This window comes from Cellulomonas composti (assembly GCF_007990245.1).
Lineage (GTDB): Bacteria > Actinomycetota > Actinomycetes > Actinomycetales > Cellulomonadaceae > Cellulomonas > Cellulomonas composti.
On sequence record NZ_BJWG01000015.1, the window covers coordinates 1 to 17,504 of the forward strand.

The following is a 17,504-nucleotide window of genomic DNA, read 5'->3' on the forward strand; positions in this document are numbered from 1 at the left end:
CCCGGACTGTGACCGACAAACCATTGCCGCAACTGACCGGAACCCTCCCAATCAAAGAGGAGCGACGCGTCGAAAATCAGCCCCGTCCAGCTATCCGTCCGTGAGGCGAGCAACTCAATGGATGACCGGACGCAGTCCCGAATAGCACTCCAGTCGTAGTCCGCAACAATGATCGAACGATCGCCGATCATCGGCGAGTTTGCCGAGAGGCCAGCAAGCAACTGCGCCGACGAACGTACGGTTACGCCGAACGTGTCCTCTCCGAGCACTCCCGGCTCTCGCAGGGTGAACTGCAGATAGAACTGAAACTCCGCAGCAGGCGGAACCCAACTCGCCAAATCATCCACGTCAGGGCTCCAGAACGAGACGATCTCCGCACGCAAACCACTCATGACTCGACCACCAGGTGTCCTCCGGTTGTACATTTCCTCTCGGAACTGCTCGCGGAGCGAAGTCAAGTCCTGGCCCCCCAGAGGTGCAGGAGTGCGCTCGCGCACTTGCGCTGTACGAACACCACTCGTCCATTGATCTCCATGCGACTCAGCCAGGTGCCATTCGAGATGATTCGAAGCACCGCAGGAACCTCGACCCAGTCCAGCCGAACATCAGCCGATGCCGTTCGCGTGTACTGGTAGCCGAGTGCCGCTATCTCCGGCCCGAACGCGAGTTGGCCAACCGGCGCCACGCGGGAGGTGAGCGTCGAGAGCCAAGGGGAACGAACTCATACTCAGCAAGATCCCCGGCACGCCAAAGACGAAGGCTGCTGGGCGACTTGCGCGTAGCGCATAGCATGAACCAATCACCCCGGGTGGCCATGGGAACCGCTGCCCGAGCACCCGTTCGGGCGTGGTCAGCACTCCGTCGATTTCGTTCTCACTCATGGCGCGTGTCCCAGGAAGTCGAGCCGGTCGGGCTGTCGCCCTCCTGTGCAACCGTCAAACCGTCTGGTGTACCTCTCATGGATCTTCCACCCTGGCCTCGATGCTCGACCACGCCAACTCGACCAGTGTGCCCGACTGCCCACTCGACCGCACCCGCCTCTTCCAGACGACGATTGGACGATTCAAGCCATTCGCGCGCCGAGGGACCCCCTGCGAGGAACACAAACGCGGCCAGACGCCCTCGCGAGCGAACGCGGTCGAGAATGTAGGGGGCAATCTTGAAGATGCACTCGGCAACCGCCGGCGGTCCGGGGTCACCAATCACCACCAGCAAACCCGCGGGCGAGGGGTCGTTGCCGCTATTGACGTCGAAGTCTGGAATCATGTCGATTGCGCTGTCGAGTGTTGCGTAGTCCCGTGGATAGTCAAATTCGTCTGCAAGAACACCGCCGAGCTCGCGCGCGGTCGGGACGCTTCCTAGGCTCAACTCGACGACTCGCCAGAATCGTAGTCGAGCACTAGCGATGAGCTGCTCGACTCCAGACGACGGGAAGTCTAGATGTACGCGGTTTGGGCAATCCCAGATGGCGGCATCAGTCACGGTCCGATCCTAGCGGGTGGATTGACGGACCGGGCGCGCTTGGTGCCAACGGATGCCCCCTAACTGATCGGTGCACTTGCGGATGACGACCGACGGTGCGCGTCCGAACCTCTCGCCCCAGCCCGGTGGAAGACTTCGGTTAGTCGAGTCCGCCATTCCGCGCCATGAGTCGCGCCACCACACCCGCAGTTCGTTCAACCTCATGCCATCTCGACACATCGACGTCATAATCCCAGGGACCTTCGCCAAGGTCACTCAGCATCGCCTCAACACTCGTATACATATCGAGAAATGGCGCGATCTCGTTGGCGAATATCGCCGATCCTACCGCCGTCGAAGGATTGGGGAAGACTGCAGTGCCGTCGTAAAGCTCGTCAATCGCACTCATGAAGTCCTCGTACGAGTCGTCGATGACCCGACGCCACTTGCTGTCGCGATACTCTCGACTGGCGAGCCCCCGCACAGCGTCGTACACCGCCTGCCGGTATCTCGGATAGTTGACTCTCTCCACTCGGGGCTGTACCACTTTGATCACTTTGGCCAATCGCTCAGGGGGAGTTGCCTGTCACGGTGCGCAGCGGTCAGTCATGGCGATTCAGCTCCGTCGCACCGACGCATGACGAGTCGTCGTAAAGAGTGTGGATGTCGAGCGTCAGGTCCTCGAACCAGTTTACGCCTGGCTCGACGCGCCCCCATCTCTCTTGCCTGCGCGAGTCACTCAGTGCCTCGATCGCCATCAAGACATTCTGGCGAGCGTCTGGGTAGGTCACCTGTCCAGTCATGGAATGTTTTAGCTTCTCCACTTGAGCCAGTGCGAGCGCGGTGTGTACGCCTGCGGGTTCTGGTTGATCCTGGCCACGCCGCAACGAACGTGGACCGCCCTTGACACCAGCACTTCGACCACTTGCACGGGTGCTATGACCCAACGGCGTCGACTTCACCCCATCGGCCCATCTGCGCATCGGCGACATCGAGCCGCACGAGTCGGGTGGTCAGGATGCGCGGCGCTCGCCGGTCGTCGAGCGGGTCGCGGTGAGGACGAGCGCACCCAACGCGGTCACGACGAGCAGCACCAGGCCGACGGTGCAGGAGTGCGCCTCCTCGTCGTACATCGCGCCCATGACCAGCGGCGGGAAGTAGCCGCCGAGGCCACCGGCGGCACCGACGACGCCGGTCACCGCACCGACGCGGTCCGCGGGCGCGCGCCGGGCCACCCACGCGAACACACCGCCCACACCGAGGCCCGGGAAGAGTGCCATCGTCACGAACACCGCGGCCGGTAGACCTGCGTCAGGACGTCTGCGCGAGGTCCTTGCGCGGCAGCCGGGTCAGCGCGTAGACGAACGCGACGAGCGCGGTGACCATGAGGAGCATGAGCCCGAGCGTGTAGGAGTGCGACGCCTCGTCGTAGGTCGCTCCCATGACGAGCGCCGGGAAGTAGCCGCCGAGACCGCCGGCCGCGCCGACGATGCCGGCCACGGAGCCGACCCGGGCCGCGGGCGTGCGGCGCGCGACCCAGGCGAACACACCGCCCGCACCGAGCCCGAGGAAGAACGCCATGGTCACGAACACGATCCCGGCGGGGATCTCGGGCTGCGGCTTGAGCGCCATGAGGACGGCCGAGACCGCGGCACCCGCGAGCGAGACGAGCACGACGATCTTGGGGTGCGACCGGTCGGACAGCACGCCGCCGATGGGTCGGGCGATGACCGCAGCGACCGCGAAGCCCGCGGTGCGGGTGCCGGCACCCGCCAGGTCGAAGTCGTACACGTCCTTGAGGTAGGTGGGCAGGTAGGTCGAGAACGCGACGAACCCGCCGAACGTCACCGCGTACAGGAACGACATCTGCCACGTCACGGGGAGCTTGGCCGCCGCCCGCAGCTTGGGCAGCACCGACTCGGTCGAGGGCCGCCAGGCGGGCGCGTTGCGCGCGAGCAGCAGCACGAGGCCACCCGTGACCGCGAGCGCGGCGGCGACGATCAGGTGCGCGGGCACGTAGCCGAACCATCCGACGAAGCGCGGCGTGAAGAACGACGACAGCGCGGTCCCACCCATGCCGACGCCGAACAGGCCGGTAGCGAAGCCTCGTCGGGAGGGCTCGTACCACGCGTTGACGAACGGGATGCCCGAGGCGAAGGACGTCCCTGCGATGCCGAGGAAGAAGCCGAAGACCAGCAGCAGCGGGTACGACTGCATCGTCCCGGCCCACGCGACGAGCAGCACGGGCACCACGGACGCGAAGCACAGCAGCGAGAGCATCCTGCGCCCGCCGAACCGGTCGGTCAGCGCGCCCACCGGGACGCGGCCGACCGCACCGACGAGCACCGGTGTGGCGATGAGCAGTGACTTCTGGGTCGCCGACAGGCCCAGGTCCTCGGTGTACCGCACCGCGAGCGGGCCGATGATGTTCCAGGCCCAGAAGGTGATCGCGAACACCCACGCCGCGAGCGCGAGGTTCACGCCGGGTCCGGTGCCGCGGGTCGGGGCAGCAGCGCTCGTCGTCGAGCTCATCTGTTCGTCTCCAGGATGAAGAAGGTGGGTACGGCCGGTCGGTCAGCGGCGCGTCGAGGGGTCCCTGTCACGCGTGCCGACGGGGTCCCAGCCGCGCCGGGGCGCGCTCGCACCCGGGGTCGGTCGGCGGTCCCGGCTGCGGTACACGACGTACGGGCGGAACAGGTAGTGCAGCGGGGCCGTGAACGCGTGCACGAGCCGCGAGAACGGGAACAGCGCGAACAGCGCGAGGCCGATCAGCACGTGCAGGTGGAACTGCACCGGGGCCGACGCCATGGCCTCCACGTCGGGCCGCAGGATGAACAGCGAGCGGAACCACACCGAGACGGACTCGCGGTAGTTGTGCGCGTCCGAGCCCTGCGAGAACGCGACGACCGTGGTCGCCAGACCGGCGACGATCGCCGAGGTCAGCACCGCGTACATCAGCTTGTCGTTCTTCGTCGTCGCCATGAACACGGGTCCGGTGCGCCGCCGGCGGACGATGAGGATGACGATCCCGCTGAGCGTCGCGACGCCCGCGATCGTGCCGATGCCCAGCGCACCGGCGTGGTACATCTCCTCGGTCACGCCGACGGCGTCGGTCCACTCCTCGGGGATGAGCAGACCGACGACGTGCCCGACGATGACGAACAGCAGGCCGAAGTGGAACAGCGGCGAGCCGATCCTCAGCAGCCGCGACTCGTAGAGCTGCGACGAACGCGTGGTCCAGCCGAACTGGTCGTACCGGTAGCGCCAGACGAGCCCGCCGACGAACGTCACGACGACGAGGTAGGGCAGCACCCCCCACAGGACGACGTCCATCAGCCTCTCCCCTCGCCCACGCCGTAGCCCGCGAGCGGCAGCAGCCGCGGGTCGGCGAAGTCCAGACCGACCGACTCGCTCGGCGGTCCCGCCGCGGCCATGCGGTGCACGGCCGCGCTGTCGGCGGGCGACTCACCCGGCAGCGTGGCGCAGACCGCCTCGAGCAGGCCCGCGTACGGCGGCGAGGACTCGATGAGCGCGAAGCGCGTCAGCTCGAGGCTCGCCCGGTACTCCTGGAGCAGCGCGGCACCGTCGGTCGGGTCCGCGAGCGCCGCGTACTCGAGCACGAGCGGCAGGTGGTCGGGCAGCTCGCCGTGCGTGTCGACGAGGAACCCGCTCGCCCGGTAGCGCTCCTTGAACGCGGCGAGCACCTCACCGCGTCGGCGCGTGTCGCCGTCGGTCCAGTACGACAAGTACAGCGCCTGCTTGCGTGACAGGTCGAAGATCCGCACGTAGTCGGTCTGCAGGTCGGCGAGCGGGATGGCCGCCGCGTGGTCGAGGAAACGTCGCAGGCCCTCACGTGCGCGACCGGCCGCCAGCTCGTCGGTCGCGGCCGCGAGCAGCGGGAGGCGTTCGACGAGTGCCTCGTCGGGATAGCCCAGGCACCACGACGCCACCTGGTGCACGACGCGCGCCGATGCGGGTCCGCGCCTCACCGCTCGCCCCCCTCGTCGCCCGCGGGCGCGTCGTGGTGCGGGAACAGCCCCGGCGGGGTGCCGACGCCGTCCCAGTTCAGGAGGTTGACCCGGCCGCGCATCTCCTCGGCCGGCGAGATGCCCTCCGACGTCTGCCGCTGCCGCAGCGCGTGGAACGTCTCGACCGCTACCGGTACCGGCCGACCCGACGCCTCACCGAAGGCCGCGGACTCGTACATGCCCGGTCCCTCGTCGTAGTCGAGCGAGCACCCCAGCTCCTCGAGCTCGTGACCGCGCTCCTCGTGCGCCTTGGGGATGACGTAGCGCTCGTCGTACTTGGCGATCGCGAGCAGTCGGTACATCGCGTACATGGCCTGTCCGGTCATTCCCACGGCCGCCGGGATCGACTCGTCGGCACCCTCGTCGAGCGTGATGCCGCGCAGGTACGAGCGCATGGCCGCGAGCCGGTGCAGCACGCCCGAGACGACCTCGGTGTCGCCGGCGGTGAACAGCTCGGCGAGGTACTCGATCGGGATGCGCAGCGCCTCGATCGCGCCGAACAGCGTGCCGGGGTCCTCGGCGTCGTGGCCCTGGTCGCGCAGCAGGTCGACCACCGGGGACAGCGGCGGGACGTACCAGACCATCGGCATCGTGCGGTACTCGGGGTGCAGCGGCAGCGCGACGCGGTACTTCTTGGCCAGCGCGTACACCGGGCTGCGCCGCGCGGCGTCGAGCCAGTCCGCCGGGATGCCCTGCTCACGCGCGGCGGCGATGACGGCCGGGTCCTCCGGGTCGAGCATGAGGTCGAGCTGCGCCTCGTAGAGGTCCTTCTCGTCGGGCACGGACGCGGCCTCGGTGACGCGGTCCGCGTCGTAGAGGAACACCCCGATGTAGCGCAGGCGACCCACGCACGTCTCCGCGCAGACCGTCGGCAGTCCGACCTCGAGGCGCGGGTAGCAGAACGTGCACTTCTCGGCCTTGCCGGTCTTGTGGTTGAAGTAGATCTTCTTGTACGGGCACCCCGTGATGCACTGCCGCCAGCCGCGGCAGCGGTCCTGGTCCACCAGGACGATGCCGTCCTCCGCGCGCTTGTAGATCGCCCCCGACGGGCACGACGCCATGCACGACGGGTTGAGGCAGTGCTCGCAGATCCGCGGCAGGTAGAACATGAAGGTCTTCTCGAGCTCGAACTTGATCTTGTCCTCGGACTCGCGACGGACCTTCTCGACGATCGGGTCGAGGTGACCCAGCTCGCTCGTGCCGCCCAGGTTGTCGTCCCAGTTGGCCGACCACGTGACCTTGGTGTCCTTGCCCGTGATGAGCGACTTGGGCCGGGCCACCGGGAAGTCGTCGCCGAGCGGCGCGTCCACGAGCGTCTCGTAGTCGTACGTCCACGGCTCGTAGTAGTCCTCGAGCTCGGGCTGCACGGGGCTCGCGAAGATCGACAGCAGGCGCTTGGCCCGTCCGCCGGTGCGCAGCGCGAGCCGGCCGCGGCGGTTCAGCGTCCAGCCGCCGCGCCACTGCTCCTGGTCCTCGTACCGGCGTGGGTAGCCCTGGCCGGGCCGTGTCTCGACGTTGTTGAACCACACGTACTCGACGCCCGCGCGGTTCGTCCACGCCTGCTTGCACGTCACCGAGCACGTGTGGCACCCGATGCACTTGTCGAGGTTCATCACCATGGCGACCTGGGCCATCACACGCATCGTCCCCACCCCCTCAGTACTCGACGTCCTGCGACCGACGGCGGATCGTCGCGACGATGTCGCGCTGGTTGCCCGTGGGTCCGAGGTAGTTGAACGCGTACGAGAGCTGCGCGTACCCGCCGATGAGGTGCGTCGGCTTGACCAGCAGCCGGGTCACGGAGTTGTGGATCCCGCCCCGTCGGCGCGTCCGCTCCGTCTTGGGGACGTCGATCGTGCGCTCCTGCGCGTGGTGCACGAACACGACTCCCTCGGGCATGCGGTGGGAGACGATCGCGCGTGCGATGAAGATGCCGTTGGCGTTGCTGCACTCGATCCACTCGTTGTCCTTGGCGCCGATCGCGTCGGCGTCCGCGGGGCTCATCCAGCAGGTCGGGCCGCCGCGGGACAGGGACAGCATCAGGAGGTTGTCCTGGTACTCCGAGTGGATGGACCACTTGCTGTGCGGTGTCAGATAGCGGACCGTGACCTGCTTGGCGCCGTCCGGGCCGAGCTCGGGCTCGCCCAGGAGGCGATGCAGGTCCAGCGGCGGCCGGTAGATCGGCAGCGCCTCCCCCAGGTCCTTCATCCAGCCGTGGTCCAGGAACAGGTGCATCCGCCCGGTGAGGGTGTGCCACGGCTTGAGCCGTTCGACGTTGACGGTGAACGGCGCGTACCGCCGCCCGCCCGTCTCCGACCCGGACCACTCCGGCGACGTGATGACCGGCACCGGCCGCGCCTGCGTGTCGGGGAACGTGATCCGCTTCTCCTCGGAGCCCTCGGCGAGGTCGTGCAGCTTCTTGCCGACGCGCGCCTCGAGCGAGCGGAAGCCCTGCGTCGCGAGCTCGCCGTTCGTCGTGCCGGACAGCGCGAGGATCGCCTCGGCGAGCTTGACGTCGGTGTCCAGGGCAGGCCGCCCGTCACCCGCGCCGCCGAGCATCACGCCGTTGGTCCGCGCCAGGCGGTCGACCTCGTGCTCGAGCCGGTACGTCACGTTCTTCACCGTGAACCCGAGCGTGCTGGCCAGCGGCCCCAGGCTCCCGAGCTTGTCGGCGATCGCCGTGTAGTCGCGTTCGACGACCTGCAGCAGCGGCATCGTCACACCCGGCACCGCGGGTGCGTCGCCGCGGCGCCAGTCGCCGCCCACGCCGCCGTCGCGCGGGGTCTCGCCCGGCGTGTCGTGCTGCATCGGCACGCTGACGAGGTCGTGCCGCACGCCCAGGTGCGTGCGTGCCAGGTCGGAGAACCTGCGCGCGACGAGGTGGAACGCGTCGAAGTCGGTGCGCGCCTCCCACGGCGGGTCGATGGCCGGCGAGAACGCGTGCACGAACGGGTGCATGTCCGTGGAGGACAGGTCGTGCTTCTCGTACCAGGTCGCCGCCGGCAGCACCACGTCCGAGAGCATGGTCGTCGACGTCATCCGGAAGTCGGCGCTGACCAGCAGGTCGAGCTTGCCCTCCGGGATGTCGTCACGCCACGTCACGTCACTGGGCCGCGCGGTGGGCTCCGGCGCCTGCACGTTCGAGTGCGTCCCGAGCAGGTACTTGAGGAAGTACTCGTCGCCCTTGGCGCTCGAGCCGAGCAGGTTGGACCGCCACAGCACGAGCGTGCGCGGCCAGTTCTCGGGCGCGTCGACGTCCTCGACCGCGAACCGCAGCGAGCCGTCCTTGAGCCGACCCGCGACGTGCGACGCCTCGTCGGGCGCGGTGCCGGCCTGCGCCGCCGCCCGCGCCTCGTCGGCCAGGTCCAGCGGGTTGCGGTCGAACTGCGGGTAGAACGGCATCCACCCCGCGCGCGCCGACGCCGCGATCGTGTCCGCGGTGTGCTTGCCGGCCAGGTGGCCCTCGGCACCGGGCCACGCCAGCTCGTCGGCCTGGTAGCCGTCGAACCGCCACTGGTCGGTGTGCATGTACCAGTACGACGTGCCCGTCATCGTGCGCGGCGGACGCGACCAGTCGAGCGCGTTCGCGAGCGAGATCCAGCCCGTCAGCGGACGGCACTTCTCCTGGCCCACGTAGTGCGCCCAGCCGCCGCCGTTGCGCCCGAAGCAGCCCGTGAACGCGAGCAGCGCCAGGATCGCGCGGTACGTCGCATCACCGTGGAACCACTGGCAGATGCCGGCGCCCATGATGATCATCGAGCGGCCGCGGGACTTCTCCGCGTTCGTCGCGAACTCGCGCGCGATGCGCGTGCACGCCGCCGCCGGGACGGACGTGTGCTGCTCCTGCCACGCGGGCGTGCAGCCCCGCGTCGGGTCGTCGTAGCCCGTGGGCCACTCGCCGGGCAGTCCCGCGCGGCCCACGCCGTAGTTCGCGAGCGTGAGGTCGAACACCGTGGTCACCAGGTGCCCGTCGACGCGCATCACCGGCACGCCGCGGCGCTGCACGCCGCCCACCCCGCCGGGCTGGTCGAACGTCGGCATGAGCACCTCGACGGCCTCCTGCGACGAGCGGCCCGACGAGGCTGCGACGTCGCGGATGCCGAGCGCGGGGACGACCCCCTCCAGGTCGAGGTTCCAGCGGCCCTCGCCCGAGTCGGTGTAGCGGAAGCCGAGCGATCCGTTGGGCACCACGGGCAGACCCGTGGCGGAGTCGAGCAGCACGGTCTTCCACTGCGCGCCCTCGGACTCCGGGGCCGTCACGGGGTCCGGCGCGGTCTCGTCGGACGCGCCCGCGAGGTCCTCGGCGCGCAGGAACCGGCCGGCCACGTACGCGCCGTCGCGCTCCTCGAGCGTCACGAGGAACGGCAGGTCCGTGTACGTGCGGACGTAGTCGCGGAAGAACGGCACCTCGCGCTCGACGAGGTACTCCTTGAGCACCACGTGCCCCATGCCCATCGCGAGCGCGCCGTCCGTGCCTGCCGCCGCGGGCAGCCACTCGTCGGCGAACTTGGTGTTGTCCGCGTAGTCCGGGGAGACCGACACGACCTTGGTGCCGCGGTAGCGGACCTCCGCCATCCAGTGCGCGTCGGGCGTGCGCGTGACGGGGACGTTGGAGCCCCACATCATCAGGTAGGTGGCGTCCCACCAGTCGCCGGACTCCGGGACGTCGGTCTGGTCGCCGAACATCTGCGGGCTCGCGACCGGAAGGTCCGCGTACCAGTCGTAGAAGCTGGTCATCACGCCGCCGATGAGCTGCACGAACCGCGTGCCCACCGCGTGCGACACCATCGACATCGCCGGGATCGGCGAGAAGCCGGCACAGCGGTCCGGGCCGTAGGTCTTGATGGTGTGCACGTGCGCGGCGGCCACCATCTCGACGGCCTCGTCCCACGGCACGCGGATCAGCCCGCCCTTGCCGCGCGCCTGCTGGTAGCGGCGGCGGCGCACGGGGTCGCCCACGATGTCCGCCCACGCCAGCACCGGGTCCTTGAGCCGGGCCTTGGCCTCGCGGTACATCTCGACGAGGACGCCGCGCGCGTACGGGTAGCGCACCCTCGTCGGCGAGTACGTGTACCAGGAGAACGCGGCGCCGCGCGGACAGCCGCGCGGCTCGTAGTCGGGGCGGTCCGGCCCGGGCGACGGGTAGTCCGTCTGCTGGGCCTCCCACGTGATGATCCCGTCCTTGACGTAGACCTTCCACGAGCACGAGCCCGTGCAGTTCACGCCGTGGGTCGAGCGCACCACCTTGTCGTGGCGCCATCGGTCCCGGTAGAAGACGTCGCCGCGGCGGCCGCCCTCGCGGAACACCGCGCGGCCGTCGGCGGTCTCGTCCCACCGCGTGAAGAAGCGTCCGGCGCGAAGCAGCACGTCGGAGGCGGGTCCGTCGAGTCCTGGCAGCTGGGGGTCCACCACTCGTCCGACCCTAGTAGCGAACGTGAGCCACGCCACCCGGCACACCGTGAAAAACCCGCGCTGTTCTCCTGAGGTGCCTCAGTGCTCCTCGGTCGCCGCGTGGCCCGCAGGTCGAGGCACCTGCCCGATCCGCACCCCCGCACCTCACGACGAGGCTCGAAGCAGTCCGGTGCCGGCGGTCGGCACCACCGAAGGAGGGGGACGAGATGTTCGAGATCTTCGGCCCGGCGGTCGACGCCGAGCTGCGCTACCGCCGCGAGCAGGTCCAGGCGGAGGCCGCCGCCGTGCGGGCGGTCGGCGCGCACCGCAGCGGTGCACGTTCCCGTCGGGGTCTGCGTCGGTCCGGCCGGGCTGCGCCGCGTGGGTGGTCGCTGCCAGGATCGGGGGCATGGTCCACGGCCCGATGAGCACCCCGTTCGTCGCCCGCTCGGACCAGGTCACCGTCCTGCTGGACGCCCTGGACCGGGCGGGCCGCGGCGCGCCCGGTGCGGTGCTGCTGGCCGGGGACGCGGGGGTCGGCAAGTCCGCGCTGGTCCGCCACCTCGCCGGGCTCGCAGGCGCGCGCGGCGCGCTCGTCGTCGTCGCGCACTGCGTCGACCTGGGCGAGATCGGCCTGCCGTACCTGCCGTTCGCGGAGGCGGTCGCACGGCTGCGCGAGCTCGCACCCGAGGTCGTCGCCGACGTCGGGCGCGAGCGGCCCGCGCTCGGGCTGTTGCTGCCCGGCGCGCGCCCGCAGCCGCCGGGTGGCGCCGACGGGGACCGGCTGCAGGTCTTCGACGCGCTCGCCGCGTTGCTGGGGGCCGTCGGGCGCCCGGACCGGCCGCTGCTGCTGGTGGTCGAGGACGCGCACTGGGCGGACGCGTCCAGCCGTGACGTGCTGCGCTTCCTGGTCTCGCGGCTGCTGGCCGAGCACGTCGTGCTCGTCGTCACCTACCGCACGGACGACCTGCACCGGCGCCACCCGTGGCGGCCGGTAGCAGCCGAGCTCGCGCGCCACCCACGCGTGCAGCGGGTGGACCTGCCCCCGTTCGACGACGACGAGCTGCGCGCGTTCGCGGTCGCGCTCACGGGTGCCGAACCGCCCGCGACGACGCTGCGCCGGGTCACCGAGCGCTCGGGCGGCAACGCCTACTACGCGCAGGAGCTGCTCGAGTCCGACGACGACGAGCTGCCCGGCTCGTTGGCCGACGTCCTGCGGGCCCGGCTCGAACAGCTCGACCCCGCGGTCGTGCAGCTCGCGCGCGCGGCGTCGGTGGCGGGTCGCCGCGTGGCCGAGCCGCTGCTACGCGTCGTGGCCGGTGCGTACGACCCGTCGCTCGGCGCGCCGACCGTGTTCGACGCGACGCTGCGCGACGCCGTCGGGCACCACGTGCTCGCGGTCGAGGACGGTCAGCTCGCGTTCCGGCACGCGCTGCTCGGCGAGGCGGTGCTGGGCGACCTGCTGCCCGGCGAGCTGGCCGCGCTGCACCGCGCGTACGTGCGCGTCATGCGCGACCGCCCGGAGCTCGGCAGCCCGGCCGAGATCGCCGCGCACGCGCTCCTGGTCCCGGACCTGCCGACGGTGCTCACCGCCTCGCTCGAGGCCGCCGACGCCGCGCACGCGCTGCTCGCCCCGCAGGAGGAGCTGCGTCACCTCGAGGTCGCGCTGCGTGTCTGGGACGCCGTGCCCGAGCCCGGCGACCGTGTCGACGTCCTCGTGCGGGCTGCGGCCGCCGCAGCGGCGGCCGGACGCGGCGACCGCGCGGTCCAGCACGCGCGCACCGCCCTCGCCGAGACGTCGGGCGACGACGAGCCGCGGCTGCGCACCGCGCTCGCCCGCCACCTGTTGGGTGTGGGCCGCCTCGAGGAGGCGCTCGAACAGACCACGCTCGCCCTGACCGCGCTGCCGCCCACCGCGACGACCGAACGCGCCCACACCCTGGCGACGCACGCCCGCTCGCTCGTGTACCTGGAGCGCGCGGTCGAGGCGTTCGAGGCCACGCAGGAGGCGCTCGCGGTCGCGCGGACGGTCTCGGCGCTCGACGCGGAGTCCGACGCACTGACGTCGTTCGCGCTCCTGGTGGCCGACGACGACGCGGCGCGCGCCGACGCGCTGCTCGAGGAGGCGCTCGAGCGCGCGCGGTCGGGTCAGGACGCGATGACCGAGCTGCGCATCCTGACGAACATGGCCGCCAACCGGTACGAGTCGGCGGATCTCGTCGGCACGCTCGCGGTCGCGACGGCCGGTGCGCAGCGGGCCGAGCGCGCCGGACTCGCCGGGTCGCCCTACGGACGCGAGCTGGCGGGCTACGCCGTGCTGGCCGGCTACGTGCAGGGCGACCTGCGCCCGGTGAGCGTGCCGACGCGCGCGCCCGACGAGGACGGCGGCCTGCTCGATCTCGTCGTGCTGTACCGAGCGGCCGCGCGAGGCGACGAGGACGTGCTCGAGCGCTGCCTGGCGCTCGAGCCCTTGTGGGGACGCGACGGCATGATCGCGCTCATCGCGGGCGGCTGCGCGGTCGACACGTTCGCCTGGCAGGGCCGCACCGACGAGGCCGTGGCCTACGCCGGGCGCGTGGTCGCCGAGCTCGAGCAACGCTGGCTCCCGGAGTTCTTCGGGGGGTTGTGGCTGTCCGCGCTCGCTCTGTCGGCACTCGCGGATGCGGCAGCCGACGCGCGCGTGCACGGCCGCGACCCGGCGGACCTCGTCGCGGCAGGTGCGGTGTGGCGCGATCGCGTCGAGCGCACGGCCGGCCGGCCGCTGCCGCCGGGCCGTCGGGTCGGGCCGGAGGGCCTGGCCTGGACGGCGCGCGCGCGGGCCGAGGCGGCACGCCTGGCAGGACCGTCGGTCGACGACCCGGCGACCTGGCGGGCCGTGGTCGAGGCGTTCGGCTACGGCCACCGCTACGAGGCGGCGCGCTCGCGGTTCCGACTCGCCGAGGCGCTCCTCGCACGGGGCGAGCGTGACGCGGCCGCCCGGGAGGCCGCGGTCGTGCTCGGCGAGTCCGACGAGATGGGCGCCCGCCCGCTGGCCGCCGCGGTCCGTGACCTGGCTCGACGCGGTCGACTTGCCGTGCCGGGCGGCGAGGCGGACCGCGCGGACGTGCTCACCGCCCGCGAGGCGGAGGTGCTCGGGCTCGCCGCGCGCGGGATGTCGAACAACCAGATCGGCCGCGCGATGTTCATCTCCGGCAAGACCGTCTCCGTGCACATGTCGCGCGTGCTCGCCAAGCTCGGCGCCTCCGGCCGCGCCGAGGCGGTCGCCATCGGCGCGCGGCGCGGCCTCATCGACACCGCCGACACGCCCTGACGAGCCCCGGCACGCCCTGACGGGCCGCGCGCCACGCCAGGGGCCCCTCGGTCGGGGTGGTCGGATTCGAACCGGCGACCTTCCGCTCCCAAAGCGGACGCGCTACCAACCTGCGCCACACCCCGTCGCACGCGGCGTGCCGCGCGCAGGCCCAGCGTAGGGGACCGCCGGGCGGGTGGATCGCCGACGACCGCGCAGCCGTGTGGGCGGGGTGCGCGACGATCGGGGGGTGCTCGTCCTGCTCGCACCTCCCGAACCCGGCGCGCCGGGGGTCGCCGCGGCGCGCGTCGAGGGTGGCGAAGGTCTGCGGCCGGGCGCCGTGCTCGGTCCGGAGCGGGCCGCGCGCTGGGTGTGGGCGGACACGTCGGGGTGGTACCCGCACCTGCTGACCGACGGGGTGCGGGTCGAACGCTGCCTCGACCTGCGGCTGTCGCACCGGATCCTGCGCTTTGCGACGCCTGCGTGGCAGGCGACGGCGGGGCCGTTCGACGACGCACCGCCCTCGCCCGTCGCGGTCCCGGACGAGGCGCGCACGCTGTTCGACGACGACGACGCGTCCACGCCGCCGGCCGAGGCGGTCCCCACCGGCCCCGCGATGGAGGCGTGCGCGCGGGAGGTCGCCGCACAGGACGACGCGGTGGCGGGCGCCGACGAGCCGGGACGGCTGCGGCTCCTGCTCGCGGGCGAGTCCGCGGGCGCGCTCGCCGCCGCCGAGATGAACCACACCGGGCTGCCGTGGGATGCCGCGGTGCACGATCGCGTCCTGAGTGACCTGCTCGGCCCCCGCCCGCCGCGGGGCGAGCGTCCGGCGGCCCTGGCTCGGCTGGCTGCGCAGATCCGCGACGCGCTCGATGCGCCGGCACTCAACCCGGACTCGCTGCCGCACGTGCTCCGTGCGTTGCGCAGGGCCGGGTTGCCCGCGACCTCGACCCGCTCGTGGGAGCTGAGCACGATCGACCACCCCGCCGTCGCGCCGCTCCTCGCGTACAAGAAGCTGTCACGGCTGCACAGCGCCAACGGCTGGGCCTGGCTGGACACGCGGGTGCACGACGGGCGGTTTCGGCCGGACTACGTCGTCGGCGGGGTCGTCACGGGACGGTGGAGCAGTGTCGGAAGCGGCGCGCTGCAGCTGCCTCGTCAGCTGCGCGAGGCGGTGCGGGCGGACCCTGGGTGGTCGCTCGTCGTGGCCGACGCCGCGCAGCTCGAGCCGCGCGTGCTGGCGGGCATGTCGCGCGACGCCCGGATGACCGAAGCCGGCGCCGGCCGGGACCTGTACCAGGGCATGGTCGACGCCGGGGTGGTCGCCGAACGCGACCAGGCGAAGATCGGCATGCTGGGCGCGCTGTACGGCGGCACCACGGGCGCGAGCGCCGCGGTGCTCCCCCGGCTGCTGCAGGCCTATCCCGACGCGACCGGGTTCGTCGAGGCCGCCGCGCGTGCAGGCGAACGCGGCGAGCGCGTACGCACGCTGCTCGGCCGCACCTCACCGCCGCCCGGCGACGCGTGGGCCCGCACGCAGGCGGGTGCGCTCGACCCGGACGCGGGCGACGACGAGGCGTCCCTCGCCCGGTCGCAGGCGCGCGCGTGGGGGCGGTTCACCCGCAACTTCGTCGTGCAGGGCACGGCCGCGGAGTGGGCGCTGTGCTGGATCGCGGAGCTGCGTCGGCGGCTGTGGTCGCTCGGCTCCGACGAGGACGCACCCGGGGCCGTGCCCGCGCCGTTCGTCGGACGGCCGCACCTCGTCTACTTCCTGCACGACGAGATCGTCGTGCACACCCCGACGAGCCTCGCGGGCGAGGTCGCCGAGCACGTCGCAGACGCCGCGGCGGCGGCCGGTCGGCTTCTGTTCGGCGACCAGCCCGCGCAGTTCCCGGTGTCGGTCGGCGTGGCCCGGTCCTATGCGGCGGCCAAGGACGCGGCGCGGCTGCCCTGGCAGGCACCGGGGTGAGCCGGCGCCGGGCGTCCGACCCGTGGGAAGGTCGGCGGGAACCTTTGCGCCGCGGTGGGTGTTGACGCTAGCGTCGGCGCGACTGCGGTCGTGCACCCCGCACGTGCAGCACCTGAGGAGAGCGATGAGCGAGCGGACGTCCGCCCCCGCCTCCTTCTCCCGTGCCCTCGCGGCACGGTGTTGTCGCTGTCGGTAGAGCGCTGGCTCCCGCACGCCACGACCCGGCCCTGACGGGCGGCGTCCCTGTGTGCGCCAGTGCTCGCCCCGGCGGGCACGTCCCGCACCGGCACGACCCGCACCGGCACGTCCGGTCGGTCCTCCCCCGTTCTTGCACCACCCGTCCCGCCCGCCGTCGCTCCCGCGGCGGCTCGACCGAAGAGGAACCATGGCACGCATCTACGACGACGCGACGGCGCTCATCGGCAACACCCCGCTCGTCCGCATCAACAAGATCACCGACGGCGCCCCCGCGACCGTCGTCGGCAAGCTCGAGTTCTACAACCCGGCCAACTCGGTCAAGGACCGCATCGGTGTCGCGATCATCGACGCCGCCGAGGAGTCGGGTGACCTCAAGCCCGGCGGCACGATCGTCGAGGCGACCTCCGGCAACACCGGCATCGCGCTCGCGTTCGTCGGCGCCGCGCGCGGCTACGACGTCGTGCTGACGATGCCGGAGTCGATGTCCAAGGAGCGGCGGGCGCTGCTGCGCGCGTTCGGCGCCGAGCTCATCCTCACGCCGGCCGGCGAGGGCATGAAGGGCGCCGTGAACCGCGCCGACGAGATCGTCGCCGAGCGCCCGGGCGCGATCCTGGCCCGTCAGTTCGCGAACGCGGCCAACCCCGCGATCCACCGCAAGACCACGGCCGAGGAGATCTGGGCCGACACCGACGGCGAGATCGACATCCTCGTCGCGGGCATCGGCACCGGTGGCACGATCACGGGCGTCGGCCAGGTGCTCAAGGAGCGCAAGCCGGGCGTGCAGATCGTCGCGGTCGAGCCGGCCGAGTCGCCGATCCTCAACGGCGGGGCCCCCGGCCCGCACAAGATCCAGGGCCTCGGCGCGAACTTCGTGCCCGAGATCCTCGACACGACCGTCTACGACGAGGTCATCGACATCGACGCGGAGACGGCCGTGACGTACGCGCGCCGGGCCGCGGCCGAGGAGGGCCTGCTCGTCGGGATCTCGTCGGGTGCCGCGCTGGCGGCCGCCACGCAGCTCGCGCAGCGCCCGGAGAACGCCGGCAAGCTCATCGTCGCGATCATCCCGTCGTTCGGCGAGCGCTACCTGTCGACGATCCTCTACCAGGACCTGCTCGACTGACACGTCCGCCGGACCGGGCCCGCGCCACGCGCGGCCCGGTCCGGC

The 17,504-nt window shown here is 71.6% G+C and carries 13 protein-coding genes and 1 tRNA gene; 3 read left to right on the forward strand and 11 right to left on the reverse strand.

The features are described from left to right. The 10 genes from CCO02nite_RS13960 to CCO02nite_RS14000 form a co-directional block, all read right to left on the reverse strand. On the reverse strand, window positions 1-392 hold a 392-nt coding region (locus CCO02nite_RS13960), incomplete at its 3' end, for an Imm8 family immunity protein (protein WP_186812712.1). A gap of 481 nt (window positions 393-873) precedes the next feature. After that, window positions 874-1,482, reverse strand: a complete 609-nt coding sequence (locus tag CCO02nite_RS13965) for a hypothetical protein (protein ID WP_146843794.1) — start codon at window positions 1,480-1,482, stop codon at window positions 874-876. A gap of 139 nt (window positions 1,483-1,621) precedes the next feature. Beyond that, on the reverse strand, window positions 1,622-2,017 hold the full coding sequence (locus CCO02nite_RS13970; protein ID WP_443092615.1) for an SCO4402 family protein: 396 nt from the start codon (window positions 2,015-2,017) through the stop codon (window positions 1,622-1,624). A 46-nt stretch (window positions 2,018-2,063) separates the two neighbouring features. Next, window positions 2,064-2,219, reverse strand: coding sequence for a hypothetical protein (locus CCO02nite_RS15795; protein WP_186812713.1), 156 nt, complete (start codon window positions 2,217-2,219; stop codon window positions 2,064-2,066). Window positions 2,220-2,474: 255 nt separating this feature from the next. After that, window positions 2,475-2,741, reverse strand: coding sequence for a hypothetical protein (locus tag CCO02nite_RS13975; protein ID WP_307724055.1), 267 nt, complete (start codon window positions 2,739-2,741; stop codon window positions 2,475-2,477). Window positions 2,742-2,772: 31 nt separating this feature from the next. Then, window positions 2,773-3,993 (reverse strand): nitrate/nitrite transporter, encoded by a 1,221-nt coding sequence (locus CCO02nite_RS13980; RefSeq protein WP_146843796.1) that lies wholly within the window; start codon window positions 3,991-3,993, stop codon window positions 2,773-2,775. Window positions 3,994-4,035: 42 nt separating this feature from the next. Further along, window positions 4,036-4,794, reverse strand: a complete 759-nt coding sequence (gene narI, locus CCO02nite_RS13985) for a respiratory nitrate reductase subunit gamma (protein WP_146843797.1) — start codon at window positions 4,792-4,794, stop codon at window positions 4,036-4,038. Further along, on the reverse strand, window positions 4,794-5,450 hold the full coding sequence (gene narJ, locus CCO02nite_RS13990) for a nitrate reductase molybdenum cofactor assembly chaperone (protein ID WP_146843798.1): 657 nt from the start codon (window positions 5,448-5,450) through the stop codon (window positions 4,794-4,796). Before narJ ends, narI begins: the two co-directional genes overlap by 1 nt. Then, on the reverse strand, window positions 5,447-7,132 hold the full coding sequence (gene narH, locus CCO02nite_RS13995) for a nitrate reductase subunit beta (protein WP_146843799.1): 1,686 nt from the start codon (window positions 7,130-7,132) through the stop codon (window positions 5,447-5,449). The genes narJ and narH overlap by 4 nt, the downstream gene beginning before the upstream one ends. A gap of 13 nt (window positions 7,133-7,145) precedes the next feature. After that, complete coding sequence (locus tag CCO02nite_RS14000) at window positions 7,146-10,901, reverse strand: nitrate reductase subunit alpha (protein ID WP_146843800.1); 3,756 nt, start codon at window positions 10,899-10,901, stop codon at window positions 7,146-7,148. Window positions 10,902-11,289: 388 nt separating this feature from the next. Here CCO02nite_RS14000 and CCO02nite_RS14010 point away from each other — a divergent pair, with 388 nt between their 5' ends. Then, window positions 11,290-14,190, forward strand: a complete 2,901-nt coding sequence (locus CCO02nite_RS14010) for a helix-turn-helix transcriptional regulator (RefSeq protein WP_246117566.1) — start codon at window positions 11,290-11,292, stop codon at window positions 14,188-14,190. 51 nt (window positions 14,191-14,241) lie between these two features. Here CCO02nite_RS14010 and CCO02nite_RS14015 read toward each other — a convergent pair. Then, window positions 14,242-14,315: transfer RNA gene (locus CCO02nite_RS14015), tRNA-Pro, on the reverse strand. Window positions 14,316-14,419: 104 nt separating this feature from the next. Between CCO02nite_RS14015 and CCO02nite_RS14020 the strand changes: the two genes are divergently transcribed. Next, entirely contained in the window at window positions 14,420-16,138 is a 1,719-nt protein-coding gene (locus CCO02nite_RS14020) for a bifunctional 3'-5' exonuclease/DNA polymerase (protein WP_146843802.1), read from the forward strand. Window positions 16,139-16,523: 385 nt separating this feature from the next. Beyond that, window positions 16,524-17,459: a cysteine synthase A gene (cysK, locus tag CCO02nite_RS14025; protein ID WP_146843803.1), complete on the forward strand. Its 936-nt coding sequence runs from the start codon at window positions 16,524-16,526 to the stop codon at window positions 17,457-17,459. Window positions 17,460-17,504: the final 45 nt, after the last annotated feature.